This is a genomic window from Haloarchaeobius marinus (genome assembly GCF_051207415.1).
In the GTDB taxonomy this organism is placed as follows: Archaea; Halobacteriota; Halobacteria; order Halobacteriales; family Natrialbaceae; genus Haloarchaeobius.
In genome coordinates this window covers 489,485-515,973 of record NZ_JBPKGD010000001.1, presented here as the reverse complement: position 1 = coordinate 515,973, position 26,489 = coordinate 489,485, and the positions used below count along the sequence as shown (strand labels likewise).

28 protein-coding genes are annotated in these 26,489 nt (G+C 68.5%); 17 read left to right on the top strand and 11 right to left on the bottom strand.

Features of this window, described 5'->3' with window-relative positions; translation table 11 throughout:
• The first annotated feature begins 149 nt into the window (after window positions 1-149).
• From ACSC1W_RS02700 to ACSC1W_RS02675, 6 genes are read left to right on the top strand one after another with little or no spacing between them, the layout of a single operon-like run.
• On the top strand, window positions 150-992 hold the full coding sequence (locus ACSC1W_RS02700) for a universal stress protein (protein WP_435345186.1): 843 nt from the start codon (window positions 150-152) through the stop codon (window positions 990-992).
• Window positions 993-1,046: 54 nt separating this feature from the next.
• Window positions 1,047-1,868: a shikimate dehydrogenase gene (locus ACSC1W_RS02695; RefSeq protein ID WP_435345184.1), complete on the top strand. Its 822-nt coding sequence runs from the start codon at window positions 1,047-1,049 to the stop codon at window positions 1,866-1,868.
• Between the two features lie 25 nt (window positions 1,869-1,893).
• Window positions 1,894-2,610, top strand: coding sequence for a helix-hairpin-helix domain-containing protein (locus tag ACSC1W_RS02690; RefSeq protein WP_435345182.1), 717 nt, complete (start codon window positions 1,894-1,896; stop codon window positions 2,608-2,610).
• A gap of 46 nt (window positions 2,611-2,656) precedes the next feature.
• The gene (gene pabB, locus ACSC1W_RS02685; RefSeq protein ID WP_435345180.1) at window positions 2,657-4,159 is read left to right on the top strand and encodes an aminodeoxychorismate synthase, component I; all 1,503 of its coding nucleotides are present in this window, start codon (window positions 2,657-2,659) and stop codon (window positions 4,157-4,159) included.
• Window positions 4,152-4,775: an anthranilate synthase component II gene (locus ACSC1W_RS02680; protein WP_435345178.1), complete on the top strand. Its 624-nt coding sequence runs from the start codon at window positions 4,152-4,154 to the stop codon at window positions 4,773-4,775. The genes pabB and ACSC1W_RS02680 overlap by 8 nt, the downstream gene beginning before the upstream one ends.
• Complete coding sequence (locus ACSC1W_RS02675) at window positions 4,760-5,689, top strand: aminotransferase class IV (RefSeq protein ID WP_435345176.1); 930 nt, start codon at window positions 4,760-4,762, stop codon at window positions 5,687-5,689. The genes ACSC1W_RS02680 and ACSC1W_RS02675 overlap by 16 nt, the downstream gene beginning before the upstream one ends.
• 147 nt (window positions 5,690-5,836) lie before the next feature.
• On the opposite strand, the gene ACSC1W_RS02670 is transcribed toward ACSC1W_RS02675, so the two are convergent.
• The gene (locus ACSC1W_RS02670) at window positions 5,837-6,892 is read right to left on the bottom strand and encodes a saccharopine dehydrogenase family protein (protein WP_435345174.1); all 1,056 of its coding nucleotides are present in this window, start codon (window positions 6,890-6,892) and stop codon (window positions 5,837-5,839) included.
• 87 nt (window positions 6,893-6,979) lie between these two features.
• Here ACSC1W_RS02670 and ACSC1W_RS02665 point away from each other — a divergent pair, with 87 nt between their 5' ends.
• Window positions 6,980-7,399, top strand: coding sequence for a Rieske (2Fe-2S) protein (locus ACSC1W_RS02665; protein WP_435345172.1), 420 nt, complete (start codon window positions 6,980-6,982; stop codon window positions 7,397-7,399).
• Between the two features lie 90 nt (window positions 7,400-7,489).
• Here the strand turns inward: ACSC1W_RS02665 and ACSC1W_RS02660 are convergent, their stop codons facing one another.
• Window positions 7,490-7,780 (bottom strand): transcriptional regulator, encoded by a 291-nt coding sequence (locus ACSC1W_RS02660; protein WP_435345170.1) that lies wholly within the window; start codon window positions 7,778-7,780, stop codon window positions 7,490-7,492.
• A 100-nt stretch (window positions 7,781-7,880) separates the two neighbouring features.
• Between ACSC1W_RS02660 and ACSC1W_RS02655 the strand changes: the two genes are divergently transcribed.
• Both ACSC1W_RS02655 and ACSC1W_RS02650 read left to right on the top strand, forming a co-directional pair.
• Window positions 7,881-8,849 (top strand): nucleotidyltransferase family protein, encoded by a 969-nt coding sequence (locus ACSC1W_RS02655; RefSeq protein ID WP_435345169.1) that lies wholly within the window; start codon window positions 7,881-7,883, stop codon window positions 8,847-8,849.
• Between the two features lie 44 nt (window positions 8,850-8,893).
• Window positions 8,894-9,673, top strand: coding sequence for a PHP domain-containing protein (locus ACSC1W_RS02650; RefSeq protein ID WP_435345167.1), 780 nt, complete (start codon window positions 8,894-8,896; stop codon window positions 9,671-9,673).
• A gap of 168 nt (window positions 9,674-9,841) precedes the next feature.
• Here ACSC1W_RS02650 and ACSC1W_RS02645 read toward each other — a convergent pair whose 3' ends face one another.
• The 5 genes from ACSC1W_RS02645 to ACSC1W_RS02625 form a co-directional block, all read right to left on the bottom strand.
• Entirely contained in the window at window positions 9,842-10,564 is a 723-nt protein-coding gene (locus ACSC1W_RS02645) for a diphthine--ammonia ligase (protein WP_435345165.1), read from the bottom strand.
• A gap of 31 nt (window positions 10,565-10,595) precedes the next feature.
• A complete protein-coding gene (locus ACSC1W_RS02640) occupies window positions 10,596-11,750 on the bottom strand; it encodes a DUF373 family protein (protein WP_435345163.1) in 1,155 nt (384 codons plus the stop codon).
• Window positions 11,751-11,792: 42 nt separating this feature from the next.
• Window positions 11,793-12,785, bottom strand: a complete 993-nt coding sequence (sppA, locus tag ACSC1W_RS02635) for a signal peptide peptidase SppA (RefSeq protein WP_435345161.1) — start codon at window positions 12,783-12,785, stop codon at window positions 11,793-11,795.
• Between the two features lie 85 nt (window positions 12,786-12,870).
• Window positions 12,871-13,761, bottom strand: a complete 891-nt coding sequence (locus ACSC1W_RS02630) for a coiled-coil protein (protein ID WP_435345159.1) — start codon at window positions 13,759-13,761, stop codon at window positions 12,871-12,873.
• 247 nt (window positions 13,762-14,008) lie between these two features.
• Complete coding sequence (locus tag ACSC1W_RS02625; protein WP_435345157.1) at window positions 14,009-15,877, bottom strand: glycoside hydrolase family 2 protein; 1,869 nt, start codon at window positions 15,875-15,877, stop codon at window positions 14,009-14,011.
• A gap of 129 nt (window positions 15,878-16,006) precedes the next feature.
• Here ACSC1W_RS02625 and ACSC1W_RS02620 point away from each other — a divergent pair, with 129 nt between their 5' ends.
• From ACSC1W_RS02620 to ACSC1W_RS02610, 3 genes are all read left to right on the top strand, one after another.
• Window positions 16,007-16,159, top strand: coding sequence for a hypothetical protein (locus ACSC1W_RS02620; RefSeq protein ID WP_435345155.1), 153 nt, complete (start codon window positions 16,007-16,009; stop codon window positions 16,157-16,159).
• A 26-nt stretch (window positions 16,160-16,185) separates the two neighbouring features.
• Window positions 16,186-16,599 carry a DUF371 domain-containing protein gene (locus ACSC1W_RS02615; protein WP_435345153.1) on the top strand — a complete coding sequence of 138 codons (414 nt, stop codon included), beginning with the start codon at window positions 16,186-16,188 and terminating at the stop codon, window positions 16,597-16,599.
• 99 nt (window positions 16,600-16,698) lie between these two features.
• Complete coding sequence (locus ACSC1W_RS02610; protein WP_435345151.1) at window positions 16,699-17,508, top strand: endonuclease III domain-containing protein; 810 nt, start codon at window positions 16,699-16,701, stop codon at window positions 17,506-17,508.
• Between the two features lie 3 nt (window positions 17,509-17,511).
• Here ACSC1W_RS02610 and mgsA read toward each other — a convergent pair whose 3' ends face one another.
• A complete protein-coding gene (gene mgsA, locus ACSC1W_RS02605; protein WP_435345149.1) occupies window positions 17,512-17,895 on the bottom strand; it encodes a methylglyoxal synthase in 384 nt (127 codons plus the stop codon).
• Window positions 17,896-17,977: 82 nt separating this feature from the next.
• On the opposite strand from mgsA, the gene ACSC1W_RS02600 reads away from it, so the two are divergent.
• Together ACSC1W_RS02600 and ACSC1W_RS02595 are read left to right on the top strand one after the other, a co-directional pair.
• Window positions 17,978-19,780, top strand: a complete 1,803-nt coding sequence (locus ACSC1W_RS02600) for a S9 family peptidase (RefSeq protein ID WP_435345147.1) — start codon at window positions 17,978-17,980, stop codon at window positions 19,778-19,780.
• Between the two features lie 56 nt (window positions 19,781-19,836).
• A complete protein-coding gene (locus ACSC1W_RS02595; RefSeq protein ID WP_435345146.1) occupies window positions 19,837-20,949 on the top strand; it encodes a lysylphosphatidylglycerol synthase transmembrane domain-containing protein in 1,113 nt (370 codons plus the stop codon).
• 13 nt (window positions 20,950-20,962) lie between these two features.
• On the opposite strand, the gene ACSC1W_RS02590 is transcribed toward ACSC1W_RS02595, so the two are convergent.
• Window positions 20,963-22,024 (bottom strand): NAD(P)-dependent glycerol-1-phosphate dehydrogenase, encoded by a 1,062-nt coding sequence (locus tag ACSC1W_RS02590; protein WP_435345144.1) that lies wholly within the window; start codon window positions 22,022-22,024, stop codon window positions 20,963-20,965.
• Window positions 22,025-22,255: 231 nt separating this feature from the next.
• On the opposite strand from ACSC1W_RS02590, the gene ACSC1W_RS02585 reads away from it, so the two are divergent.
• A complete protein-coding gene (locus ACSC1W_RS02585) occupies window positions 22,256-22,873 on the top strand; it encodes a GNAT family N-acetyltransferase (RefSeq protein WP_435345142.1) in 618 nt (205 codons plus the stop codon).
• A 40-nt stretch (window positions 22,874-22,913) separates the two neighbouring features.
• On the opposite strand, the gene ACSC1W_RS02580 is transcribed toward ACSC1W_RS02585, so the two are convergent.
• Entirely contained in the window at window positions 22,914-23,300 is a 387-nt protein-coding gene (locus tag ACSC1W_RS02580) for a DUF8142 family protein (protein ID WP_435345140.1), read from the bottom strand.
• A 72-nt stretch (window positions 23,301-23,372) separates the two neighbouring features.
• On the opposite strand from ACSC1W_RS02580, the gene ACSC1W_RS02575 reads away from it, so the two are divergent.
• Both ACSC1W_RS02575 and ACSC1W_RS02570 read left to right on the top strand, forming a co-directional pair.
• Window positions 23,373-23,663 carry a DUF7967 family protein gene (locus ACSC1W_RS02575; RefSeq protein ID WP_435345139.1) on the top strand — a complete coding sequence of 97 codons (291 nt, stop codon included), beginning with the start codon at window positions 23,373-23,375 and terminating at the stop codon, window positions 23,661-23,663.
• Between the two features lie 75 nt (window positions 23,664-23,738).
• Window positions 23,739-25,421 carry an acyl-CoA mutase large subunit family protein gene (locus ACSC1W_RS02570; protein WP_435345137.1) on the top strand — a complete coding sequence of 561 codons (1,683 nt, stop codon included), beginning with the start codon at window positions 23,739-23,741 and terminating at the stop codon, window positions 25,419-25,421.
• Window positions 25,422-25,451: 30 nt separating this feature from the next.
• On the opposite strand, the gene ACSC1W_RS02565 is transcribed toward ACSC1W_RS02570, so the two are convergent.
• Complete coding sequence (locus ACSC1W_RS02565) at window positions 25,452-26,441, bottom strand: hypothetical protein (RefSeq protein WP_435345135.1); 990 nt, start codon at window positions 26,439-26,441, stop codon at window positions 25,452-25,454.
• Window positions 26,442-26,489 lie beyond the last annotated feature (48 nt).

Here is a 26,489-nt window from a genome sequence, read left to right as displayed (position 1 = left end):
GGCGTAGGTAACGCTTGTGGTTTCACGGAACAGCCCCTGTCACGCGATTACACGGTCGTTTCTCGGGTCTCCGGTTGCGTCGGCCGACGCCTCGCCAGGGCCACTGCGTATCACTTTAGTACCGACTCGGTGAACCCTCATCGAGAACCATGTTCCAGCGAGTCCTCATCGCGGTCGACGGGAGCGAGTGCGCCACACGGGCCGCACAGGCGGGGATAGACGTCGCCGCGACGTACGGCGCCCGTGTCGACGTCGTCGCCGCGGTACACAGGGAACTCGACGAGGCCCAGGCCGAGACCGTCCTCGCCGACGTCGAATCGCTTGCCGCCGACGCCGACGTCGACGTCGAGACGCACGTCGCGACGGGCCACCCGGCGACGGTCGTCGTGTCCCTCGCAGACGACATCGACGCGGACGTCGTCGTGATGGGGCGTCACGGGCACGGTGGCGTCCGGGAACGCATCCTCGGGAGCGTCACCGACCGCGTCCTCCGGAGCACCCAACGGCACGTCCTGACCGTCCCCGTGGGCAGTTCGCGCATCGGCGACTACGAGAACGTCCTCCTGCCGACCGACGGGAGCGAGGCAGCAGCGGCGGCGGCGGCCCCCGCGGTCGACGTCGCCGAGCAGTACGGCGCGACACTTCACCTCCTGACGGTCGTCGACGTCCGGCGGGAGGCCGGGCCGTTCTCCGCCGGCGGCGTCGACCAGGCCTACGTGGAGCGCCTGCTCGACAGGGCGCGAGAGGACGTCGACGAACTCGCAGAGCGATGTGAAGACATCGCCAGCGAGGACCTCGACGTCGAACGGACGGCGGCGAAGGGTACGCCGAGCAAGGGCATCGCAGAGTACGTCGAGGAGAACGACGTCGACTTCGTCGCCATCGCGTCGACCGGCGAGTCCAGCCTGACGGGGCAGTTGCTCGGGAGCACGACCGACCGCGTCCTGCGAATCATCGACGAACCGGTCCTCGTCGTCCACCCCCAGGACTGAGCGCCGACCAGCGCGGCGGACGACTTTTCACCCCCGGCGACCTCCGGTCCCGATATGCAGGTGTTCGGACTCGTCGGCAATCCAGTCGGGCACTCGCTGTCGCCGCCGATGCACGAGGCGGCGTACGAGGCGCTCGATATCGACGCCCGGTACGTCACGTTCGAACCGGAGCGTGAAGCCCTGGCGACGGCCATCGACGGCGCACGTGCCCTCGGCGTCAGGGGGTTGAACGTCACGATTCCATACAAGGAGGCCGTCAGGGACCTCGTGACGGTCGACGACGTGGCGGCGCGAATCGGCGCGGTCAACACCGTCGACTTCGGTGGCGACGAACCGACAGGACACAACACCGACGCGGCGGGCGCTCGTCGCGCGCTGGAAGCGCAGGGTGGGGCAGCCCTCGACGGCGCGGACGCCGTCGTCGTCGGGGCCGGCGGGGCTGGCCGGGCCGTCGCACACGGACTGGCAGACGCCGGGGCCAGGGTCGCCATCGCGAACCGGACGGTCGAGCGCGCGACGGCCCTCGCCGGTGACGTCGCGGGCGCGAGCGGCCACGAACTCGACGAACTCGACGCGCTGCTCGCCGACGCCGACGTGCTCGTGAACGCGACCAGCGTCGGCATGGAGGCCGACGAATCCCCGGTGCCCGCAGACGCGCTCCACGCGGGACTGGTCGTCCTCGACGCGGTGTACGTGCCGCTGTCGACGCGACTGCTCAGCGACGCCGAGGCCGCCGGCGCGACGACGGTCGACGGGGCGTGGATGTTACTCTATCAGGGTGCGGAGGCGTTCGAACTGTGGACGGGACGGGACGCTCCTGTCGACGCGATGAACAGTGCCCTCCGGAACCGGCTGGAAGACAGGTATCGGGTTTAAGTACCATCGGTAAATACGTCCCCTCATGGCACTGCTCAAGAAGTTGAAGTCGCTCTTGGGAATGAAGGACGAGTCGCAGCCCGAATCGTCCCGTGACGTCGGTGTCACGGTCGAGAAGGAACGGCAGTCCGTCGACACGGAGCCGGCGGACCAGGTGACTGACGAGGGTGCGACCGTGGACACCAGTGGGGCGACCGCGACGGCCGAGACTATCGAACGCGAATCGACCGACGAACCGGCGACGGACGAGGACAGTTCCGACGAGGACGAGACCGACGAGCTCGAAATCGGTGGCGACGACTCACCGATCACCGAGGCAGAGGCATCGACCACCACCGAGCCCGAGGAGTCGAGCGACGACACCGAGGAGCCAGCAGTGGTGGAGGCGGAACCGGACGAACCAGAGGCCGAATCCGAGGACGCAGACGTGGAGGCGGAACCGGAAGAAGTCGAGGCGGAACCCGAGGAAGCCGAAGCAGAACCGGAAGAAGTCGAGGCGGAACCCGAGGAAGCCGAAGCAGAACCCGAGGACGAAGAGCCCGAGGCGGAACCCGAGGACGACCTCGGACCGGTCCAGGACATCAAGGGCATCGGCCCGGCCTACGCCGAGCGACTCGAGGACGCTGGCGTCGAGACCATCGGGGACCTCGCGGACGCCGACATCGAGACGGTCGCCGAAGAGACCGAGATCGCGGAGGGCCGCGTCGACGAGTGGGCCGAGCGGGCGAAGGCGCGCCGCTAGCCGCGAGACCGCAAGACGATTACGTCACCCACGCTTTCTTCACCGCATGTCAGACGCCCACGTCGTGACGACACGGGAGGGGTTCGTCTCGACTGCCAGCGACGCACCCGCGGATACCCGTGTCCCCGTCGAGGTGGTTCTCACCGTCGCGGACCCGTTCGACGCCTACCGTCGGGCGCGGACCGGCGAGTGGGACGCCTACCTGGAGACGACGGGCGGTCAGTCCGGCTGGGGGTACTTCGCCGTCGACCCGGTCGACGCGCTGACCGTCAATCCCGAGGCCGAGACGGGTGACGGGTCGTCACCGACGCTCGCCGCGCTCCAGGGCGTGCTCGACGGCGAGACGCTCGTCCGTGGCGACTGCGACGTCCCCTATCCCTGCGGTGCGGTCGGGTGGCTCTCCTACGACGTCGCCCGCGAACTCGAAGCCATCCCCGACGGCGCGGTCGACGACCGCGGCCTGCCCCACCTGCAGGTCGGTGTCTACGACCGATTCGCGGCGTGGCGAGAACCCCGTGGCGAGGGAGACGTCGAGCTCCGCGTCACCGCGTGTCCCCGGGTCGACGAGGACGCCGACGCCGCGTTCGAACGCGGTCGCGACCGGGCACTGGAACTGGCGCGCCGGGCCGTCGACGGCGACCCGGCCGTCCCCGAACCGCCGGTCTCGGCCGACGACGTGACGTTCGAGAGCGAGTGCGGACGGGACGCCTACGCCGAGCGCGTCCGGCGCGTCCAGTCATTCGTCCACGACGGCGACACCTTCCAGGCGAACGTCTCCCAGCGACTCGTCGCGCCGGCAGCGGTCCACCCGGTACGGGCATACGCCGCGCTCCGGGCCGTGAACCCGGCGCCGTACTCCGCGTTGCTGGAGTTCCCGGGCGTCGACCTCGTCAGCGCCAGCCCCGAACTCCTGCTCGAACGCGACGGCACGCACCTCCGGACCGAACCCATCGCCGGCACGCGACCACGTGGCGCGACACCGGCGGAGGACGACGCGCTGGCGACCGACCTCACCACCGACGAGAAGGAACGGGCCGAGCACGCGATGCTGGTCGACCTCGAACGCAACGACGTCGGCCGCGTCGCCAGGTACGGGAGCGTCGAGGTGGCGGAGTACCGCCGCATCGACCGCTACGCGGAGGTGATGCACCTCGTCTCGAACGTCGTCGGCGACCTCCGTCCGGGTGCGACGCTCGCCGACGTCGTCGCGGCGACGTTCCCGGGTGGCACCATCACGGGTGCGCCGAAGCCCCGGACGATGGAGATAATCGACGAACTCGAGGCCACCCGACGCGGGCCGTACACGGGGAGCGTCGGGGTGTTCGGTTTCGACGACCGGGCGACGCTGAACATCGTCATCCGGACGCTCGTCCGCTACGGCGACGAGTACCACCTCCGGGTCGGCGCCGGCATCGTCCACGACTCCGTCCCCGAACGGGAGTACGCAGAGACGCTGGACAAGGCGCGAGCGCTGGTTCGGGCCGTCGACGAGGCACTCGGCGACCGGGCTGCACTCTCCGTCGCCGACGCCGAGGTGACCGATGACTAGCGTCCTCGTCGTCGACAACTACGACTCGTTCGCGTACAACCTCGTCCAGTACGTCGGCGAACTGGCCGACGACGTGCTCGTCAGACGCAACGACGCCGTCGACGTGGACGAGATCCGGCGTCTCGACCCGGACGGCATCGTCGTCTCACCGGGTCCGGGGACGCCGGACGAGGCGGGCGTCTCGATACCGGTGTTCCGGGACCTCTCGTACCCGACGTTGGGCGTCTGTCTCGGCCACCAGGCGCTCTGTGCGGCCAACGGCGCGCCGGTGGAGAACGCACCGACGGTGGTCCACGGCAAACCCTCCGTGGTGACCCACGACGGCGACGGCGTCTTCGCCGGCCTCCCCGAGCGCATCCGTGTCGGGCGCTACCACTCCCTGGCCGTCGCCCGGGAGCACCTCCCGGAATCGCTCGACGAGACCGCCACCACCGACGACGAACGGGGCGTGCTCATGGCCGTCAGACACCGGACGCGACCACACGTGGGCGTCCAGTTCCACCCCGAGAGCATCCTCACCGGCGAGGCGGACCACCCGGAAGACGGGTCGGCTCTCTCGCTCCGGATCGGCAAACGAATCGTCGCGAACTTCCTCGACAGATGCAGTACAACGTAGACGGTGACCTGGTTCCGGCCGACGAGGCGACGGTGAGCGTCCGCGACCGCGGATTCCAGTACGGCGACGGCGCGTTCGAGACGATGCGTGCCTACGGCGGCGACGTCTTCGCCCGGGAGGCCCACCTCGAGCGACTCGCCCGGACCTGCGAGACGCTCTCGCTCGACCACGGCATCCCGGACGAAACGTTCCGCCGCCGCATCGACGAGACGCTCGCGGCCAACGACTTCGACGACGCCTACGTCAAACTCTCCGTGACGCGGGGCGTCCAGCCCGGGACGCTGACAGCGAATCCCGACGTCGACCCGACCGTGGTCGTGTACGTGAAACCGCTTCCACGCGGTGGGCTGGGGAGTCGCCCTGTCTGGGACGGTCCGGCCGTCGTCCAGACCACGAAGACGCGCAAACCCCCGGCCAACGCGTTCCCACCGGACGCGAAGACCCACAACTACCTGAACAGTATCCTCGCTCGTAACGAACTCGTCGGCGACGCGGACGAGGCGTTGCTGCGGGACCAGTCGGGCGTCGTCGCCGAAGGTGCGGCGAGCAACCTCTTCTTCGTCGACGAGCGCGGCCTGCACACGCCGAGCGCGGAACTTGCGCTGTTGCCGGGCATCACCCGGTCGGTGGTCCTCGACCTCGCCCGGGAGGAGGGCTTCCCGGTGTGGGACGGCCGCTACGAGCCGTCAGACGTCCGGGAGGCGGACGAAGCGTTCCTGACGAACACGACGTGGGAACTCCGGCCGGTGGCGACCGTCGACGGGATGGACGTCGGCGGCGGCCCCGTCACCGACCTGCTCGCCAGCCGGTTCGACGAACTCGTGGAGCGTCGCTACTACGACGGGGAGCGCCTGGGGGAGGGCGAGTCGTCGAACGCCGGAACCGGTGCCGGGACGCCGGACGAACCGGAGTGAGTGGCCGTCGACCGACCGGGAAGCCGACGTGGCGCGAGTGGCGAACAGGCGACGAGTGAAGCGGAGACACACACGGACTCGTCGCACGACCGCTGTCCCGTGTGCGGCGCAGGTCAGCGCACGCCGCCGTTGGCCCCGGCTTCCTACTTAACCTCCACCCACGTCCACGCGCTCGACGCCGTCGAGTTCGAGTACGAGGTCGGCCCCGTACGCGTTCGACGGCGTCTGGAAGCCGACCGGTGCGTCGCCGCCGAGGGCCTTCTTGGCGACTCGCAACGCCGTGTCTCGCGTCAGCGCGTACGGGTTCGGGGTCTGGACGCGAGAGACGACGGTCCGGTCGCCGTCGGTCACCTCGCCCCACAGTTCGGCTGACCCCTCTTCGAGCTGGTCCTCGTCCGGGCCGTCGACGCGCCAGTCGACGAGCCACTTCAGCACGCGCTGGGCCGGGGCGGTCCCGAGGAGGGGGAGTATCGGGCGGAGACGTCGGAGTCGCGCGACGGTCTTCGGATGCGTCTCGGAGTAGACGGTGACGTTCGGGATGCCCGTCGAGTAGTATGCCGTGACGACGTCACCCCATGGAATCGTCATTGTCGTCCGGTCGCCGTAGCTGAACGGTATCTCGCGGTCGTCGTGTGCGATGGGTACCTCGACGAGTTCGCCGTCCTCGCGGACGACGCCGTTCTCACCGATGTGCTCGACGAACGTCGTGGCGGTCCCGTGGGAGGTAGCGCCGAGGCTGCCCAGCGCGAGCGTGAGGTCGGTCGCGCTCGGGAGGCGCTCGTGGAGGTGCGCCGCGAGGCAGTCCGACGGGACGACGTCGAAGCCGACGCCGGGCAGGAGCATCACGCCGGCGTCGGCGGCATCGTCGTCGCGCGCGGCGACGTCACGGAACACCTGCCACTCACCCGTGATGTCGAGGTAGTGCGTCCCGGTCTCGATGCAGGCCTCGACGAACGCGTCGGCAGTGTGGACGAACGGCCCGGCGCAGTTGAGAACCACGTCGACGCACTCGAGGTAGTCGGCGACCGTGTCCGGGTTCCTGGCTTCGAACACCCGCGACCGGCAGGCCAACTCGCGGGCCTGCTCGTGGACCGACCCGGCGGTCCGGCCGGCGAGTATCGGGTCGAGTCCGTCGACGGTGGCCTGGCGGGCGACGAGTCGCCCCGTGTACCCGTAGGACCCGTAGATGAGTAACTCGGCCATAGGTCACACGGCAGTCGCCGACGCCATAAGCGTACACCCTGGCGTCGACCGAGTCGTTCAAACCGTCGGCGCGGATACGGAGGGACGATGGACCCGGACCGACGGATCGCGCCGGTCGAGGCGGTACCGACGGACACGACCCTGCTGGTCACCGTCCGCGACGAGGAGACGGACGAGGAACGCGAGGCGGTCCTCGTCCAGGAGGACGACGAGGTGGTAGCCTGGCTGAACTACTGCCAGCACCTGACCCACATCAAACTCGACAAGGGGTCCGGTGCCCCCGTTCGCGACGGCGAACTCGTCTGTGCGAACCACGGTGCCATGTTCGACGCAGACACCGGCCGTTGCACCTACGGTCCCTGCAAGGGGGCGTACCTGAACGGACTCGACGTGACGGTCGACGACGGGGTCGTCTACCTCGACGACGACGGCTACGCCTTCGTCCGGCAGGGCGGACTCGAATCGGACCCGGCGGACCTCGCCTCGACGTCGAACGTCGAGTTCTGACCGTCCGTTCGCACGCCGACGTCCGACGGTCGGTGCCGAGACGCGGGTGACTCCGACTCCCTCGTTACCCGTTCGGCCACGTGGGTGTGGTCACTCGACGACGAACGTCGGTTCGGTGACGGCCTCGCTCTTGCACGCCGGACAGCGCGACGGTCGGTTCAGGAGGTCGTCGAAGTCGGTGAACCCGCAGTCGCGACACTCCGGCGGGGCGGCGAGGAGCTCTTCGTCTGTCGGTTCGAGGGACCGGGAGATGTGTTCGACGTGCCCGAGGGCGGTACCGGCCGTCACCTCGAACTCCGCCGCCAGCGTGCTCGGCGTCGCGGCTTCGTCTCGAAGGCGGTCGGTCATCCGTCGACGGGTCGTCTCGTCAGCCTCGCGCATACCGCACCTCCGAGCGCGTCGGATAAACGTCTTTCCGGGACCGGTCGACTCGTCGTCAAAAAAGACAAAGGACTTACTACCGGCTGGTGAAGCCGCGGGTATGAAAGCAGTCGTCCTCGCCGGGGGGTACGCCACGCGTCTCTGGCCGATCACGAAACATCGACCGAAGATGTTCCTCCCCGTCGGCGACTCGACGGTCATCGACCAGATATTCGGGGAACTCGAGCGTGACGACCGCATCGACGAGGTGTTCGTCAGCACGAACGAGCGCTTCGCCGACGAGTTCGAGACACACCTCGAAGCGAGCGAGTTCGAGAAGCCCCGCCTCTCGGTCGAGGAGACGACCGAGGAGGACGAGAAGTTCGGGGTCATCGGGGCGCTCGCACAGCTCGTCGACCGGGAGGGCGTCGACGAGGACCTGCTCGTCATCGCGGGTGACAACCTCATCAGCTTCGACGTGAGTGCGTTCGTCGACTTCTTCGAGGCCAGGGACGCCCCCACCATCGCGGCGTACGACGTCGGGTCGAAGGAACTTGCGAAGTCCTACGGACTGGTCGAACTCGACGGCGACCGGGTCGTCGACTTCCAGGAGAAACCGGACGACCCGAACAGCACGCTCGTCTCCATCGCCTGCTACGGGTTCACGGCCGAGTCCGTCGGACTCCTGGAGGAGTACCTCGCCGGCGACAACAACCCCGACGAACCGGGCTGGTTCGTCCAGTGGCTCCAGGACCGCCGGCCGACGTACGCGTTCACCTTCGAGGGTGCGTGGTTCGACATCGGGACGCCCGCGTCGTACCTCGACGCCGTCGCGTGGTACCTCGGCGGCGAGAACCACGTCGCCGAGTCCGCGACCCTCGAGAACGCCACCCTCGGCGAGAACGTACACGTGATGGCCGACGCCGAACTCGTCGACACCCACGTCGACAACTCCGTCATCTTCCCCGAGGCGACCATCGTCGAGTCCGACATCCGGAACTCCATCATCGACGAGAAGACCCACCTCGACAACCTCGACCTCGCCGGCGCGCTCATCGGCGCGCACACCCAGATATCGAACGGCCACTGACCCAGTCCCAGTACGCCTTTCCCCGTGGACACGTAGGGTCGTCCGTGCACGACTTCCACGTCCACTCCAACTACTCGGACGGCGGGTTCCTCTCTCGCATGGTCCGGGCCGCCGCCGACGCGGGCCTCGACGCCGTCGGGTTCGCCGACCACTGCAACGTCTCCAGTCGCGACCCCATGCAGGACGTCCGCGCTGTCTTCGGGTTCAACCTCGACAGGACCTACGAGCGACGGCGCCACGGCATCGAGCGACTCCGCGAACGCGCCGACGTCACGGTGTACGACGCCGTCGAGATGGACTACGACCCGCGGGACGAGGCGGACATCCGGTCGTTCCTCGGCGACGTGGACTTCGACTACGCCATCGGCAGCGTCCACGGCGTCGGCGAGTACAACGTCCAGTCGCCCCGGCAGTTCGAGGGGCTATCCGACGCCGAACTCGACGCGTTCGTCGACCGGTACTTCGACAACCTCGTCGCCCTCGCCGAGTCGGAACTGTTCGACGTCGCCGCCCACCCCGACCTGTTCGAGCGGACGCCACAGTTGCGTGGCCGGGCGACCGTCGACCACTACCGGCGGGCGGCCGAGGCGTTCGCGGACTCCCGTACCGTCCCGGAGATAAACGCCGGCCGCGCCCTGCGCGAGGAGCAGGTGGTCCACCCCGACGAGACGTTCCTCGACGAACTGCTGGCCCGGGACGTCGCCGTCACCGTCGGCACCGACTCGCACAGTCCCGACGAGATAGCCGACCGGGCCTCGTTCCTGCAGTCGTTCGTGTCCGACCGGGGCATCGACCCGGTCGGACCGCCGTCGCTCGACGAGTGAGGGTACCGGCGGGCCGCGTCCGCGACGTCGGTGACGAACGTCTCGGGAACCCCCTTTTTCCTCGGCGTGCGTGCTCGCAGACGCTCGCACGCGCGCCTCGAAAAAGCTGGGTCAAAAAACCGAAAAGCTGGGCCAAAAACCGCAGTGGGAGACGGCGCGCCTGTTTCGTCACCCGAGTCGGGCGTCCGTGACGTCGAGGTGACCGCGGGTCCCCTCCCAGACGGCCTCGTACTCGAGTTCTATCGGTCGGTCCATGTGCGGCCCGTCGGTGACGAACGTCTCGAACTCGCCACCCTCACCGAGGACGTGGACGCCGTACTCCTCGTGCAGGGCCTGCAACTCGGCGACCGCGTCGGCGTCGAGGGTGCGGCCGAGCCACGATTCGTCGAGGCCGTGGGCGGCCACCTGCAGGATGGTTATCTCGAAGCCGGCACCGAGCATCGCGTCCGCGAGGTCGGCCGGGTCCTCCTGCCAGAGTGGCGCGAACACGTCCGCCCCGAGGCGGTCGGCCATCGCCTCGATGCGGGACGTCTGGAACTCGCTCTCGATGGCACCCGCCGTGACGCCCGCGAGGCCGCCAGCCAGTTCGTCGCGTAACCCCGAGAGCGCCGCTTCCAGCGGTTCCAGTTCGGCGTCGCCCTGTTCCCCGGCGTCCTCGGCGGCCATCGCGTCGAAGTCCGCCGGCGTGACGTTCACGTGTTCGATGCCGATGCTCTCGGCCGCCAGCGACGTGAGGTCCGTGGCAGGGACGTGGTACATGTACGACTCGCCCTCGGGGTGGACCGTCAGCAGATGCGAGACGGGGAGTCCCTCCTCCAGCGCGCGGTACAGCGCCCACGACGAGTCCTTCCCGCCGGAGAACAGACTCACCCACGAACCGGTCTCTGTCATAGGCCGGTTAGCGTGCCGGACGATAAACGTGCTACGAACCGTGCTCGATGTCGGCCTCGGCCTCCTCGATGTCGCTGCTGGAGAGTACGGCCGCGACGCGGACGCCGACGAGCGCGAGCACCACCGCGAGGACGACGAACGCAGCGAGTCGTTCCCCCGCGTCGAGGACGACGGGGCCGATGCCGGTCGTACCGACGGTGACGCTCGGAATCGAGAGCGGTTCGATGAACCCGGCTCGTTCGAGGAAGTACGCCGCGAACCCGCGCACGACGAGTCCGACCGAGACGAGCAGGAAGGGGATGTTCAACGACGCCCGTGGCACCTCGTCGGTGCCGATCGCTTCGTCGAGCAGGCGGCCGACGCTCGCCGTGACGCCGGCCATCGCCAGCCACGGGACGGCGTAGAAGACGAACTCGATGGTCGGGATGAGGACCCCCTCGGGAACCGGCGGGGTCGAGACGCCGAGTGCGCCGAGGAACAGTCCGACCATCGTCAGTCCGGCCGCGACGACGTAGGTGACGACCGAGACGTTCCCGGAGTACAGCGCCCGCCGCGTCTGCTGGGTCAGGTCGCGGAGCAGGTCGTCGACGGCGAACCCCTTGTAGAGGAGGAACACGCCGACGATGGCGGTGATGGTCGCCGCACCGATGGCCGGCCCACGCCAGAGGGCGAGCACCGGGAACGCGACGAGCGCGACGCCCAGCGGCACCAGTACGGTGTGACGGAGTTCCTCGTCGGCGAGGAACTGCTTCAGCAGGTAGTAGGTCGACTCGAGGTCCCTGGCCTGTCTGACGACGACGCGGTCGACGCTGTCGACGCGGAGTCGGGACTCCACGACGGGCACGAGGCGCTCGTCCTCGGCACTGTCGAGGACCACGACGGCCGACTCGATGTCGTACGCGTCGATGAGGTCGTCGAGCTGGCGGCCGACGGCCCGGTCGGCACCGACGACGGAGTCGCTCGCGCCCGAGACGACGGCGACGACCGTCTCCTCGTCCGCGTCGCGCAGGTCGCGTGCGACCCGTAGCGTCTCCAGGAGCGTGTTGACGCTCGAATCCTCCGGGTCCGCGAGTCCGATGTCGGTGACCAGGGACCGCACGGCCTCCCATCCGATGACTGGCGTTTCGAGCCCGGTCTTGCGTCCGACGTCGTCGGTCCGGTCGACACAGACAACCAGGGTGGCCACTACGTGTAGCGAGCATCGGCGGGAATAAAAAACTGCCGTGCGTCAGAGTCGGAGTTTCACGTCCTCGTCGCCACCGACGACGCTCCCGAAGCCCGCCCCGACGGCGTACGCGACCTGCGTCGCCCCGGCCTGCAGACGGCTCCGCAGGCCACGGTGGGGCCGGAACTCCTCGACGGTGACCGACTCGTCGAGCAACGACTCGACGCGCTCCTCGACGGCCGTCCGCGTGCCGAGGTCGTCGACGAGACCGAGGTCGAGCGCCTCCTTGCCGAGGTAGACGCGGGCCTCCGTCTCCCGGACCGTCGCCGCGTCCAGTTCCCGCCCGTCGGCGACGACGTCGACGAACTCGTCGTACCACTGGTCGACCAGCCCCTGCAGGTACTCGCGGTCTGCCTCCGTGAACTCCGAGAACGGCGACCCGGCGTCCTTGTACGCGCCGGCGGTCAACTCGTCGTAGGAGACGCCGAGCCGGTCGCCGAGTTCCTTCACGTTGAGGGCGCCGAGCCGGACGCCGATGCTCCCGACGAGCGTGCCGTCCCGCGCCCACAGTTCGTCACACCCACTGGCGATCCAGTAGCCCCCGCTGGCACAGACGTCCGTCGAGTACGCGACCGTCGGGCCGTCGAACCGCTCGGCCGCCAGCCTGATGTCGTCGCTCGGGACCACCTCGCCGCCGGGCGTGTTGAGTCGGACGAGCAGGGCGTCGACGGCGTCGTCCTCGTCGGCACGGTCAATCTGCTCGACGATCTCGTCCGCCGTCGTACCCATCGGTCCACGGGGGAACGTCCCCCCGCCGTCCCGGGTTATCGCTCCCTCGACGGCGACCTCCGCGACGTTGTACTCGGGGAGCGCGGCCGTCGCGATTCGGCCGCCGAGCTGGGCGACGAGTGCAGTCGTGACGACTATCAGTAACACGTCGAGCGTGCCGAAGGCCGTCTCCGGCAAGCGTCTGAACAGGTACCAGCCGAGGGCGAAGCCGACGACTGCGCCGACGACGGTCAGGACGAACCGTAGGAGCCGAGTCGCTATCCCCATGGCTTCTCGTTCGGTCAAGTGACCCAAAGCCGTTGCGCCGACAGACGTGTCTCCGGGGACAGCGGACGAAACGGAGAGAAAACGACTACAGACGGCCCGCCTTCTGGAGCTTCATGAGGTCCTCGGTGTCGAGGGTCTCGCCCTCCTTGAAGCGCTGGTAGATCTCCTCGGCTTCCTCCTCGGCTTCCTTGCGCTTCTGGTCGCGGCTGGACTGCTTCTTCTCCTCCTCCTGCTTGTCCAGTTCGCGGAGGCGCTTCTGGACGCGGACGAAGTCCTCGTGGTGACGGTCGGCCGCCTCCTGGGCGTCGACGAACTTCTCGTGCATCTCGTCGGCCTCGTCACGGATGTCGTCGGCCTCGCGGTAGGCCTCGATCATCTGGTTGTGGTGTTCCTGGGCCTTGTCGGCGAGTTCGGTCACCTTCTGGTGGTGCTGGGAGGCTTCGGAGCGGACCTCTTCGGCTTCCTCGACGAGGTCGTCGAGGTCCTCGTTCTGGCCCATCTTCTCCTTGCGGCTCTGGTACTCCTCGCGCTTGGCCTCGATCTTCTCGATGAGTTCGCGCTCCTCCTCGGCCGAGAGGACCTCGGTCTGCTGTTTGAACTCGAGGTCCTCTATCTCGCTCTCGAGCTGTTCGAGGTCCGTCCCGTCGTCGAGCTCGAGGTCGGACTTCATCTTCTCGACCTTGTCGAAGAGCTCGTTGGCCTCGGCGTTGAGCTCGTTGCGCTTTTGCTTGTGCTCCTGGACCAGTTCGTTGAGTTCGTCGCGCTTCTCGCGGTGTTCCTGTGCTTCGTCGACCTTCTCGCGAGTCTTCGCGTTGAGGTCGTCGCGCGAGGACGCGCGTTCAGAAGCCATCTGGTTCAGGTCGTTACGTCGGTCCCGAAGTTGCCCTGCGAGTTTGATGAGCTGTCCTTTGGATTTGTTCTGCAGGTCGTCTTCGGTTAGTTCTACGTTCTTGGATGTGTCTATCGATTCTGCCATAGTTGTATTCGTACCTCGATTCCGTCCCGCACCGGGCGGTAGCAATCGCTGTCAACCTGCGACCTCTCGGGGACAAGATTCCGTGTCATTCTGGTCGGCTAACGATGCTACCGGAACACCGGTGGCGTTCTGGTACCCCCAACTACCACCCGATGTAATTTAAATGTACCGATTACTCGAACTGTCGAAACCGGGCGACGGAGGGCAGTATAGCCGTGTAAACGACTACCAAGGGTGGGTGGTGTGCTTATAAACGATACCGGTTCGTGACGGCGGACGTCCCGGTCTCGAAGGTGAGTTCGAGGTCCGTACCGTCGGTCGGGACCACGGCCTGGCCCACCCGGTCGCGTGCCCCTGGTTGGACGACGACGGGGGCCGAGGACTCGTCGCCGCCGGCCGGCCAGTGGACCGTCCCCTCGACCCGTGCTGGCGCGTCGTTGACCAGAACGACGTCGGCCTTGCTGCCCGGTTCCGCCGGGCCGTCGAGTACCGGGACGACCGGCCGGAGTGAGGTCGACAGCGCCTCGAACGCCGGTTTCGGCTCGCCTGCCGCGTCGAGGATGCCCATCCCGCCACCGTCGTAGCCGTCGCGGAGGCGGGCCATCGCCAGCACGTCGGCACCGTGGAGTCGGAGCGACTCGGCGACGCGCTTGCACAGTCGTGCCTGCATCGCCTGCGAGTCGTCCGGGGCCTCGCTATCGACGACGGCGTCGTGGACCACCCTGTCGAGGCCGGTCGGGTCGGCTCCCCGCTCGGTGAGCGACCCCGCACCGAACTCCGTGACGACCCGACAGAACTCGGGATACGACTCGCAGAGCCAGTCGATGGTCGACTCGTCACCGTAGGTCCAGGCGGGATAGAGGTGGGTCGCGTCGGGGTCCGTCCCCGGCGGACCGCACACGGGGAAGGCCGGCCGGTCGGGCGGGAGCGCTGCCGCAATCTGCTCCGCCGTCGCTCGAATCTCCCCGTCGGTTTCGGCCTCGACCTGCTGCCGGATACGCAGTCGGTCGAGTCGGTCGTCGCCGAGTCGCGTCGGGAACGGGTCGGTGGGGTCGTCGTGGACGCCGAACAGCGCCACCGATGGGTGGTGGTCGTACGCGTTCCCGAGCGCGCGAGCGACCGCCCGTCCACGGGCGGGGTCGACCGACGCGTCGCCGGTGAGGGGCAGGTCCTGCCAGACCAGCACGCCCGCCTCGTCGGCGGCGTCGTAGAAGTCCGAGTGTGCGACGTGGGCGTGCGCACGAACGAGGGTGAACCCGGCGTCGACGCATCGCTCGAAGTCGCCCAGCAGGTCCTCGCTGGGCAGGACGTTCACCCCGCGTGCACGGACGCGGTAGCCGTTGACGAACAGTCCGTCGTCGCCGTACTCGACGGTCCGCAGGGCCGTCGTCGTCTTCAGTTCGTGGTCGCGGAACATCGCCCGGACGACGTAGCGATGCTGGTCGCCGTGGTTCCGGGGCCACCACAGCGAGGGGTCGTCGAGCGAGAGCGTCCGCGTCACCGTGATGCGTTCGCCCGGCGTCGCGTCGATGCGCTGGCGCTCCATCGCGCCGCCGCCACGGAAGTCCTTCGGTCGGAGCGAGAGCGTGATCGGTTCGTCGACGCGTTCCGCGGCGTCGACCGTCACCGCCACGTCGATGGCACCGTCGTCGGGGGTCGTCCGTGGGTTCACCACGAGGTCCCGGAGGAACGTCGGTGGCCGGAGTCTGAGGTGGACGCCCCACCAGATGCCCGGGACCGCGAGTTCGTCGCGAACCTGTTCCGTCTCGTAGATGCCGCCGAAACCGTCGGTCGGCCGGTGACACTCCACGACGAGTTCGTTCTCGGCCTCGGGTTCGAACTCGAACATCGCCGGCGCGAAGTACTCCCGATGGTCCCCGAGGAGGCGGCCGTTGAGCCAGATTCTGGCGCGACCGTACAGGCCACGGAAGTCCAGCAACGCCCGCTGGGCAGGGTTCGCCCGCGGGTCGCCGAACCGGAGTCGATACGCGACGGCGTCCCGACCCGCGAACCGCTCGGGACGCCCGGGCACCACCACCGGTTCCCACGACTCGACTGCTGGCGGTCGGTCGTCGAAAGTGGAGACGACCCGTCCGCCCTGCCACTGACTCGGCATACGTGCGAAATCACCGACCGCTACGACGAAAGTTCTTGTGACTGGCCCGGCACGACCGAACCGCCTCCACTTTCACTTTCACCGTGCGGTTGGCGGTGGTTGATAAGGGATGGGAACAGATTGGTGAGTATGCTCGACCAGCTAACCGCGGCCTGTGAAGGCTGTGACCAGCTCCTCGACGCCGACCAGTTGATGCTCACGATGTCGACCGCTGGTGGCGTCCGTCGCGCCTACGAGTGCGACTGCGGGGCGGTCACCGTCACCGTCGTCCGCGAGGACTAAATCCCGTCGTCGGATACGACCGGGTGATGGACGAGGTCATCCACGCACGCGGCCACGAGAACGTGTCTGCGGACCACGCCAGCACGTTCGAAGTGACGACAGAGGACTTTCTCACGCCCGCCGGCGACTGCATCCTCGCCGTCGACGCCGACCGGAGCCCCGCGGACTTCGACGACGAGTTCGTCGCCGCCTGCAGGGAACGGGGCGCACGCATCACCTGCACCGTCGAAGCCGGGGGCCACAGCGACTCGGTGACCGGCCTCGGTCACCCCGACCTCGAGTTCACGAGCGACACGAGCATGGTCGGGCGCACCTCCGACTACGTGGACGACCGGACCGTCTTGCTCGCCGCCCCCTTCGCCGCCGAGGGGTTCGACCGCGACCTCGTCGCCGCACTCGCCGACGGCGCCGACGCGACCGTGACCCTGACCGTCGAGTGACGCTCCCGCCCGTCGACCGTCACACCACTGCCCGGACGCGCCGCCGGCCATCGTGGCTGGCCCGCGTCGGTTTTCACCCTTCGTTCCCAAGGGCCACGCATGCCAGACGACGAGCCAGCCGAGAACATCTCCGGCGGGTCGGGCGGTGGCGGCGTCGCCGCCGAGTTCGCCCCCGGCGAGGCCGAGACGCGCGCCGAGGCGGTCGTCGACCACCTCGGCGAACTGTACTGGCAGAAGGCCTACGGCGGGCAGGACGGCTTCGAGTGCCTCGTCCGCACCATCCTCAGCCAGAACACCAGCGACGTGGCCAGCCAACCCGCCCACGACGACCTGCTGGCCCGGTACGGCCCGGCGGACGACCTGGCCGAGTCGCTGGCCGGTGCGACTCACGACGAACTGGCCGAGACCATCGCCTCGGCGGGTCTGTACAACCAGAAGTCCGAGGTCATCCGCGCCGCCGCCGCGTGGGTCCTCGACGAGTTCGGGTCGACCGCCGCCTTCGACGAGTACGTCGTGGAGGGCGACCCCGACGAGGTCCGCGAGACCCTCCTCTCGGTCAAGGGCGTCGGCCCGAAGACCGCCGACTGCGTGTTGCTGTTCTCGGGCGGCCGCGGCGGCGTCTTTCCCGTCGACACGCACGTCCACCGCATCGCCCGACGGATGGGCCTCGCACCCCCGGACGCCGACCACGAGGAGGTCCGCGAGGCGCTGGAGGCTGCCGTCCCGCCGGAGAAGTGCGGCTTCGGCCACACGGCGATGATACAGTTCGGGCGGGAGTACTGTACCGCGAGGAAACCGGCGTGTCTCGACGACCCAGAGGCGTGTCCGCTCTACGACCTGTGTGACAGGGTCGGGGTGTACCCGGACACGGGCGAGGTGGTCGACCCGTCCGACGCCGTCGAGCGCTGACGGCTACGCAGTCCCGTCCAACTGGTCGACCAGTTCGTCCAGCACGGCGTCCGCGCTCGCGAGGTTCGTCGCCAGCGGTATCTCGTGCACGTCACAGATGCGCAACAGCGCCGAGATGTCCGGTTCGTGTGGCTGTGCGGTCAGCGGGTCGCGCAGGAAAACCACGCCGTCGCAGGCCTCGTCGGCTATCTCGGCACCGATCTGCATGTCGCCACCGATGGGGCCGGACTGCTTCCGTTCGACGGCCAGTCCCGTCTCCTCGGTGAGTCGCTTGCCGGTCGTCCCCGTGGCGACCAGGTCGAACCGTTCGAGGTCGTCCCGCCGGTTCCGGGCGAACGAGACGACGTCCGGTTTCTTCTCGTCGTGTGCGATGAGAGCAAGGCGCATACTCGACTGTCCGTTCGGGAGTGCAAGAAGGTTCGCACCGACACCCGAACGTCTTAGGTCCGTGCCGCCCACCACTTCCCGTATGCAACACGACATCGAGCGGTACCTCCACATCAGGAGCGCGAGCGGTTGCTCCGTCGGGCCCGACGGCGAGCGCGTCTCGTTCCTGATGGACACGACGGGCGTCCCGCAGGTCTGGACGATGGACGGACCGGGCGAGTGGCCCGACCAGCGGACCTTCGAGGACGAACGCGTCACGTTCGCGTCGTGGTCGCCCGAGAACGACGAACTGGTCTACGGGATGGACCAGGGCGGCAACGAGCGCGAGCAGTTCTTCAGGCTGTCCGGCGACGGGAGCGAGATGCTCGAACTCACCCAGCACCCCGACGCCAAGCACCAGTGGGGCGGCTGGAGTCACGACGGAGAGCGGTTCGCGTTCACGTCGAACCGGCGCGACGAGGCAGTCTTCGACGTGTACGTCCAGGGCCGCGACGAGACTGGCAACGACGCCGAACTCGTCCACGAGGGCGACGGCTGGCTGACCGTCGGTGGCTGGAGTCCCGGGGACGACCGACTCCTCGTCTCGCAGGCGTACTCGAACTTCGACCAGGACCTCTACGTGCTGGACCTCGACACCGGTGACCTGGACCACGTGACACCCCACGAGGGGACCGTCCGCTACTACAGCGCGTCGTGGGGGCCGGCGGGCGACGCGCTCTACGTCTGCACCGACGAGGGCTCGGACACGCTCTATCTCGCACGACTCGACCTCGACACGCACGACCTGGAGACGGTCGCCGACGGCGGCGAGTGGAACGTCGACGGGGTCGCGCTCGACGACGAGACGGGGCGGTTCGTCTTCTCGCGCAACGTCGAGGGCTACACCGAACTCACCGTCGGCGAGTTCACCGGCCCGACCAGTTACGAGACGCACCCGTCGCCGGACCTGCCAGAGGGCATCGCCGGCGGCGTCTCGTGGGGGCCCGACGCCGAGCAGTTCGCCATCACGGCGACGGGCGCGGCGGTGAACGCGAACGTCTACGTCGTCGAGACGGAGACGGGCGAGACCGAGCGCTGGACGTACGCGGCGACGGCCGGCATCCCCGAGTCGACGTTCCGCGAACCCGACCTGGTCCACGTCGAGAGCTTCGACGGCCTGGAGGTGCCGGGCTTCCTGACGTTGCCGGCCCACGCCACCGACGAGCAGGTGCCGGTCATCGTCTCCATCCACGGCGGTCCCGAGTCACAGCGCAGACCGTCGTTCAACCCGGTCAAGCAGTACTTCCTGCACCGTGGCTACGGCTACTTCGAACCGAACGTCCGCGGGTCGTCGGGGTACGGGAAGGCGTACAGCCACCTCGACGACGTGCGCAACCGGATGGACTCGGTGGCCGACATCGAGGCCAGCATCGACTGGCTGGCCGACCATCCGGCGGTCGACGACGACCGACTCGTCGCAATGGGCGGCTCCTACGGCGGATTCATGGTGCTGGCCTGCCTGACCGAGTACCCCGACCGCTGGGCGGCGGGCGTCGACGTCGTCGGCATCGCCAACTTCGTGACGTTCCTCGAGAACACGGGCGACTGGCGGCGAAAGCTCCGCGAGGCCGAGTACGGCAGCCTCGAGGACGACCGCGAGTTCCTCGAATCCATCTCGCCGACGAACAACATCGAGCGCATCCGGTCGCCGCTGTTCGTCATCCACGGCGAGAACGACCCGCGCGTCCCCGTCGGCGAGGCACACCAGATCGTCGAGGTGGCACGGGAACAGGGCGTCCCCGTCCGCGAACTCATCTTCGACGACGAGGGCCACGGCCTCTCGAAACTCGAGAACAAGATAACGGCCTACGGCGCGGTCGCCGAGTTCCTCGACGAGCACGTTTGAACCGGTCGCGGGCCGACTGCGGTGCGCTCTTGTGTCGGACGCACGAGTGAAGAGGTATGGAGCGGCGAGAACTGGCCGTCGGCGTGGGCGTCGGCGTGAGCGTCCTCGCCATCCTCGCGGTCGGCGTCGGCTGGGAGACGGTCGTCTCCAGGGTGCTCGCCGCCGACCTGCAGCTGTTCGCGCTGGCGGTCGTCGCCAGCGCCCTCTCCATCATCGCGTGGACGCTGTCCGTCTACGCGCTCGTCCACCGGGTCCCGAACGCGCCAGGGGCCCGCCAGTTCGCGGTGCTGTACCTCTCGTCGTCGGTCGTCAAGCAGGTGCTCCCACTCGGGTCGGCCAGCGGCCCGGCGGTCATCGCGTACGTGGTCTCACGGTACTCCGATGTGTCGCTCGAACGGATACTGCTCGCCACGACCGTCTCCGGGTTCCTCGGCGTCGTCGCGTCGGGGGTAGTCGCCGTCGTCGGCCTGTTCGTCGTCATGGCGACGCAACCGGTCCCGGCGTGGCTCCTCCGGCTCGTGCTCGGCCTCGTCTCCGTCGGGGTCGTCCTGCTCGGGGTGGTGACGGTGCTGGCCATCTGGCCGTCGGTGTTGCGCCAGACGGTGCTCAGACTCGCGGGTGCACTGCACCCGTCCGTCACGAGACTCTCTTCGCGTGCGGGTGCGGCGCTCGAGCCGTCGAAGGTCCGGACGTACCTCGACCGGTTCATCGAGACGGGCGAACTGGTCGCGGAGGCGCCACGGTCCGTCGCCCTCTCGTTCCTCGGGTCCATCCTCGGCTGGCTCCTGATGGCGGCCGCGCTGACGCTCTCGCTGGAGGCGGTCCGGCTCCCGGCGTCGTACGCGCTGGCCATGTTCGCCGTTCCGGTCTCCGGCGTTGCGACGGTGGTCCCGCTCCCGGGTGGCCTCGGGGGCGTCGAGGCGACGCTGTCGACGCTGGTCTCTCTCGCGACGGGCAACGGCGTCGCCAGCGTCGGCGCGGGCATCGTCCTCTACCGACTGTCGACGTTCTGGTTCCGACTGCTCGTCGGGAGCGTCGCCGCGGTTGCGACGCTCGGCCGGCACGGCGTCGGTTCACGGGCGCTGAAACGGGTCGAGACGGAGGTCGGGAACGGCACCTACGAGGGCGACCTGGACCACAGGACCGCCGAATCAGAGGCCGACGGGTGACGGTCGCGGGCCGTCAGCCGATGACCCCGGTCTTCCGTGCCGTCTCCCTCGCAGCCTCCTCGTTCATCCCGTCGCCGAGGATGGTGTACCGGTCGCGGATGGTGTGACAGGTCGTCAGCGCCTCGATGACAGTGTCGGCGTCGATGCCGAGTTCGGCCGCCGTCGTCGGCGCGTCGATGCTCCGGAGGGCATCGCGGATGTCGCGCCAGAAGCCACGCTCGCCGCCGTGGAGGTACGCCGTGAGGATGGAGCCGACGCCGACCTGGTGGCCGTGTAGCGCCGCGTTCGGCGCGATGCGGTCGAGCTGGTGCGAGAAGAGGTGTTCCGCGCCGGAGGCCGGGCGCGAGGAATCGGCGATGGACATGGCGACGCCGGAGGAGACGAGCGCCTTGGTGACGACCCAGGCGGACTCCTCCAGTCCGGGCCGGACGGAGTCCGCGTTGTCGACCAGTATCTCGGCGGTCATCTCCGACAGCGCGGCGGCGTACTCGGAGTACTGGACGTTCTTCAACCGGTTGGCGAGTCGCCAGTCCATCACGGCCGTGTGGTTCGAGATGATGTCGGCACAGCCGGCGGTCGTCAGTTCCCAGGGTGCCTGTGCGAGTATCTCCGTGTCGGCGACGACGGCCAGCGGCGGTTCGGCGGCGACGCTGTGGCGCGTGTCGCCCTCGGGCACCGACCCCCGCCCGGAGACGATGCCGTCGTGGCTGGCCGCGGTCGGCACCGAGACGAAGCCCAGTCCGAGGTGGTCGGCGGCCATCTTCGCGATGTCGATGGCCTTGCCGCCGCCGACGCCGAGCAGGAAGCCGGGGTCGATAGCCTCCGCACGTTCGATGACGCGCTCGACTGATTCGAAACTGGCCTGCTGGACCTCGACGACCTCGGCGTCCGCCCCCGCCTCGGCGAACTGGTCGGCGATGGCGTCGCCCGCGATCGTCCGGGGCGTCGGACTCGTCACGACCAGCGGTCGCCCGTGGAGGTGCAGGTCGTCGACGACCTCCACGGTCCGGTCGACGACGCCGTGGCCGACCACCACGTTCCGGGGGAGACGAATCCACGTCGATTTGGTGAACATACTCCCAGGTCAGCGGCCGGGGAGAAAGGAGTTACGTGACGGGCGTACGATTGGATTCCGGCTGTAGAACCCTCCTTGCTGGGCTCTGGGCGCGAAACGGCCCTCCGGCGAGCAGTGACGGCGCGAGCACCGTCGTGGGCAACGAGACGCGGCCGGCAGCGACGGGCGGCGACCCAGTCGGACGCTCTGGACGGGATAACTCCTATACTCCTCGGTGAACTATCCAGAACCATGTACGTCCGGGACGCGAAAAACAGGGACGAAGTGTGGTTGCTCGACCACATCGAGGCGATGGGCCTCGACGATACCGCGTTCCGGTCGCGGGATTACGTCGTCGCCGTCGACCAGGACTCCGGGTCCAAGTCCGGGTTCGGTCGGATACGCGTCCACGCGGTCGACGAGGGGGAGCGGACGCAGAGCGGCCGCCGGGACGCTGACGAGGGCGACGTCTGCGAACTGACGAGCATCGGCGTGCTCGAGGACTGGCGCGGCCAGGGCGTCGGCGCACACGTCGTCGAGCGACTCGTCGAGTACGCCGGCGACGCCGGGTTCGAGTACGTCTACGCCCTCACCGACGAAGGGGGCTACCTCGCCCAGTTCGGCTTCGAGGCTATCGACGAGTCCGAACTGCCGGTGGTGCTCGGGGAGCGCCTCGAGGAGAAGCGCGAGCAGACGACGCCCGGCGCGCGCCCGATGCGCCTCCGCATCGGCGAGTTCGTCATGCCCCCGCGGTTCCGCGAGCGGTTCAAGGAGGCCGGCAAGCGCGAGCACACCGAACCGGAGGAGTCGCCGGAGGACTTCGGCATCGACACCGACACGGCGACGTACAAGTACGACACCGGTCGGTAGTCGGGGTCGTCACGGCTGCAACCGTCGGGCCGCTCCCGACTCACTCGCCGTGGGCGGTCTCGTCCTCGTCGTCGTGGCCGTGTTCCTCGTGGTCGGTGACGAAGCCGTACTTGAACGCGACCCAGCCGATGAAGCTCAGAAAGAGGATGGGCGGGAGTATCATGAACCCCCAGAGGGGGTCGAGACCCCACCCGAGCAACAGGACGACGTCTGCCAGTCCGAGGAGGAGGAACGGCAGGATGTACAGCGCGGCCTGCTTTCGCGACACCGCCTCGTCGTCGTCCGGGATGGGTGCGCCGACCGGGTCGGCGCGGTCGCCGTCGTCGCCAGCTGGAGCGTCGTCGGACCCCTCCGTTGGTGATTCCACGGCGTCCCAGTGCGGGCCGTCCCCGACGTCGGCGGCGGTGTCGTCCCCGGACGCGGTCATGGTCGACGGTCGGGACCGGACGGGCAAAAAGCACGCGGTACGCCCTTGTGTCCTGCGGTCGTAGGCGACGACATGGCCCAGGATACCGAGACCGAGCGTCGACGGGTCTGGCTGGTCGAGCGGACCTACTCGGACGACGAACAGAACATCATCATCCTCGTCTACGCGACCCCGGACGGACGGTTCTACCACCGCCGGGAACGCGCCCTGACGAGTTTCACCGGCGACCACCGCGCCACGAAGGCCGCTCTGGACGTCTCGGTCGACGACCTCGGCACCGTCGAAGACCCGGAGGAGCGCGACCGGTACGCGACCGAGGCGACGCGGATGCGGGACGTCCACGACCCGGACGACGACATCTGAGCCGGCCGCACCGAACCGGCGCGAATGCGGCCGATGCGTCAACAATTATTGGGAGGGCGGACGTGGGTCCGAGTAATGTTCGACGATGACGACCTCGACGCCATCCGCTCGGAACAGTCCGAGTGGGAGGCCGAGGCCGTCGAACCGGTCCTCGACCGGTTCGGCGAACGAAAGGAGACGTTCACGACAGACACGAACGGCCAGTCGGTCGACCGCCTGTACACCCCGAACGACGTCGCCGACCTCGACTACCGGGCGGACCTCGGCTTCCCGGGCGAGGAACCGTACACCCGGGGCGTCTACTCGACGGGGTACCGTGGCCGGCTCTGGACGATGCGCCAGTACGCCGGGATGGGCACGCCCGAGGAGACCAACGAACGCTTCCACTACCTGCTCGACCAGGGCCAGACCGGCCTGTCGATGGCGTTCGACCTGCCGACGCAGATGGGCTACGCCTCCGACGCGGCGATGGCCGCCGGCGAGGTCGGCAAGTCCGGCGTCGCCATCGACACGCTCGCCGACATGGAGACCGTGTTCGAGGGCATCCCGCTCGACGAGGTCTCCACGTCGATGACCATCAACGCCCCCGCGTCGGTCCTCCTGGCGATGTACATCGCCGTCGGCGACGAGCAGGGCGTCGACCGCGAGGAGTTACGCGGCACCATCCAGAACGACGTGCTCAAGGAGTACATCGCCCGGAACACCTACATCTACCCGCCCGAGCCGTCGATGCGGATCATCACGGACGTCTTCGAGTTCTGTGCGGCCGAGACGCCGAAGTTCAACACCATCTCCATCTCCGGGTACCACATCCGCGAGGCCGGGTCGACCGCCGCACAGGAGATCGCGTTCACGCTGGCTGACGGCATCGAGTACGTCGAGGCGGCGCTGGACGCCGGCCTGGACGTCGACGAGTTCGCCCCGCAACTCTCGTTCTTCTTCGCGTCGTACAACAACATCCTCGAGGAGGTGGCGAAGTTCCGCGCCGCCCGTCGACTGTGGGCGAAGATTATGGACGACAGGTTCGACCCCGAGGACCCCAAGTCCCGCCAGCTGAAGTTCCACACGCAGACCGCCGGGTCGACGCTCACCGCCCAGCAGATAGAGAACAACATCGTCCGCGTCGCCTACCAGGCGCTAGCGGCCGTCCTCGGCGGCACACAGAGCCTCCACACGAACGGGAAGGACGAGGCGCTGGCGCTCCCGACTGAGGAGTCCGTCCGGACCGCCCTGCGGACCCAGCAGATACTCGCCCACGAGTCGGGGGTCGCCGACACCGTCGACCCCCTCGCCGGCAGTTACTACGTCGAGAGCCTGACCGACGAACTCGAGGCAGAGGCGATGGACCTGCTCGACACCATCGACGAGAAGGGTGGGATGCTCTCGGCGGTCGAGAGCCAGTGGGTCCAGCGCCAGATACAGGACACCGCCTTCGACCGCCAGGAGGAGATCGAGGACGGCGACCGGGTCATCGTCGGCGTCAACGAGTACCAGGTCGACGAGGAACCCGAGATGGACCTGGAGGAGGTCACCGAGGAGGACGAGCGCCGCCAGCAGGAGCGCCTCGCCGAGGTGCGGGACGCGCGCGACGACGAGGCCGTCGAGGCCACCCTCGCCGCGCTCCGCGAGGCCGCCGAGGGCGACGACAACCTCATGCCGTACATCGTCGACTGCGTGAAGGCGTACGCCACCGTCGGCGAGGTCTGTGACGTCCTCCGGGACGTCTTCGGCGAGTACCACCCCGGGAGCGCTCTCTGAGGGCTTGCGAGGACAGCAGCCTGTCCCGCGTCAGTCGGCGTCGAGGTCGACGTCGGCGTTCCTCGTCGCCCGAGCCACCTCGGTCAGTTCGCCGTCGGCCCGGTGCCTGACGACGACGTGTCCGGGCAGGTCGTTCTCGAACGCCACGTCGACCTGGTAGTCTATCTGGCCGACACACTCCACGCACATCTCGTCGTCGGGGTCCGTCCGTGCGACGGTCACGACGAACGTGTCCGTCTCCTGGTCGTAGCTCGGTTCCTCGAACTCGACGCCGTAGCACGGAGTGGGCGTCACGAACGACCCGTCGACGGCGACGGACTCGCCCTCGAACGCGACGGTGGCCCGCGACGTCTCGATGCTCGCACAGTCGGCGCTGCTGATGCCGAACCTGCTGGTGTTGACCGCCGGTCCGAAGCAACCGAGATCCGTCGAGAGACCGCTCGTCTCGACCGACCAGTCCGCGAGGACCCGGAGGGCGGTGTAGCCGGTGTTGCAGTCGAAGTCGCCGAACCCGGCGGGGAACTCGTGGCGGACCTCCCCGTCGGTGCCGACGCCGACGGTGTACTCCGAGGGGACGTTCAGTACGACCGTCAGGTAGGCGTCGGCGGGGAGCGTTCGACGCTCGACGTGCTCCTCGTCGCCGTCGGTTGCGGTCACGCGCACCTCGAACGGCCGTTCCTCGTCGGCGTCGTTCCAGACGTGGACGGTGACTGGTTCGTTGTTGCCGGGGAAGGCGACCTGGTCGCGGGACCCGAGTTCGACCGTGGCGACATGTTCCAACACGTCCGGCGAGAAGCGGTCCGACGTGGGGTCGCCGTCGTCCGACGTGGGGTCGCCGTCGCCGTCGTCCGTCGATGGTTCACCGGTCGTCGGCGGGTCGGTCGTCGGCGGGTCGGTCGTCGGCGGGTCGGTCGTCGGCGTCCCGGTGCCGGCCGGTCCTGGATTCGCGTCGTCGACACAGCCAGCGACCGTGACCGCACCGAGGCCTGCGAGCCTCGACAGGAGGGTCCGTCGGTTCATGGCAGGCCCTACGAGCGGTGGGCCCAAAACCGATGCCGTAGCTGAAAA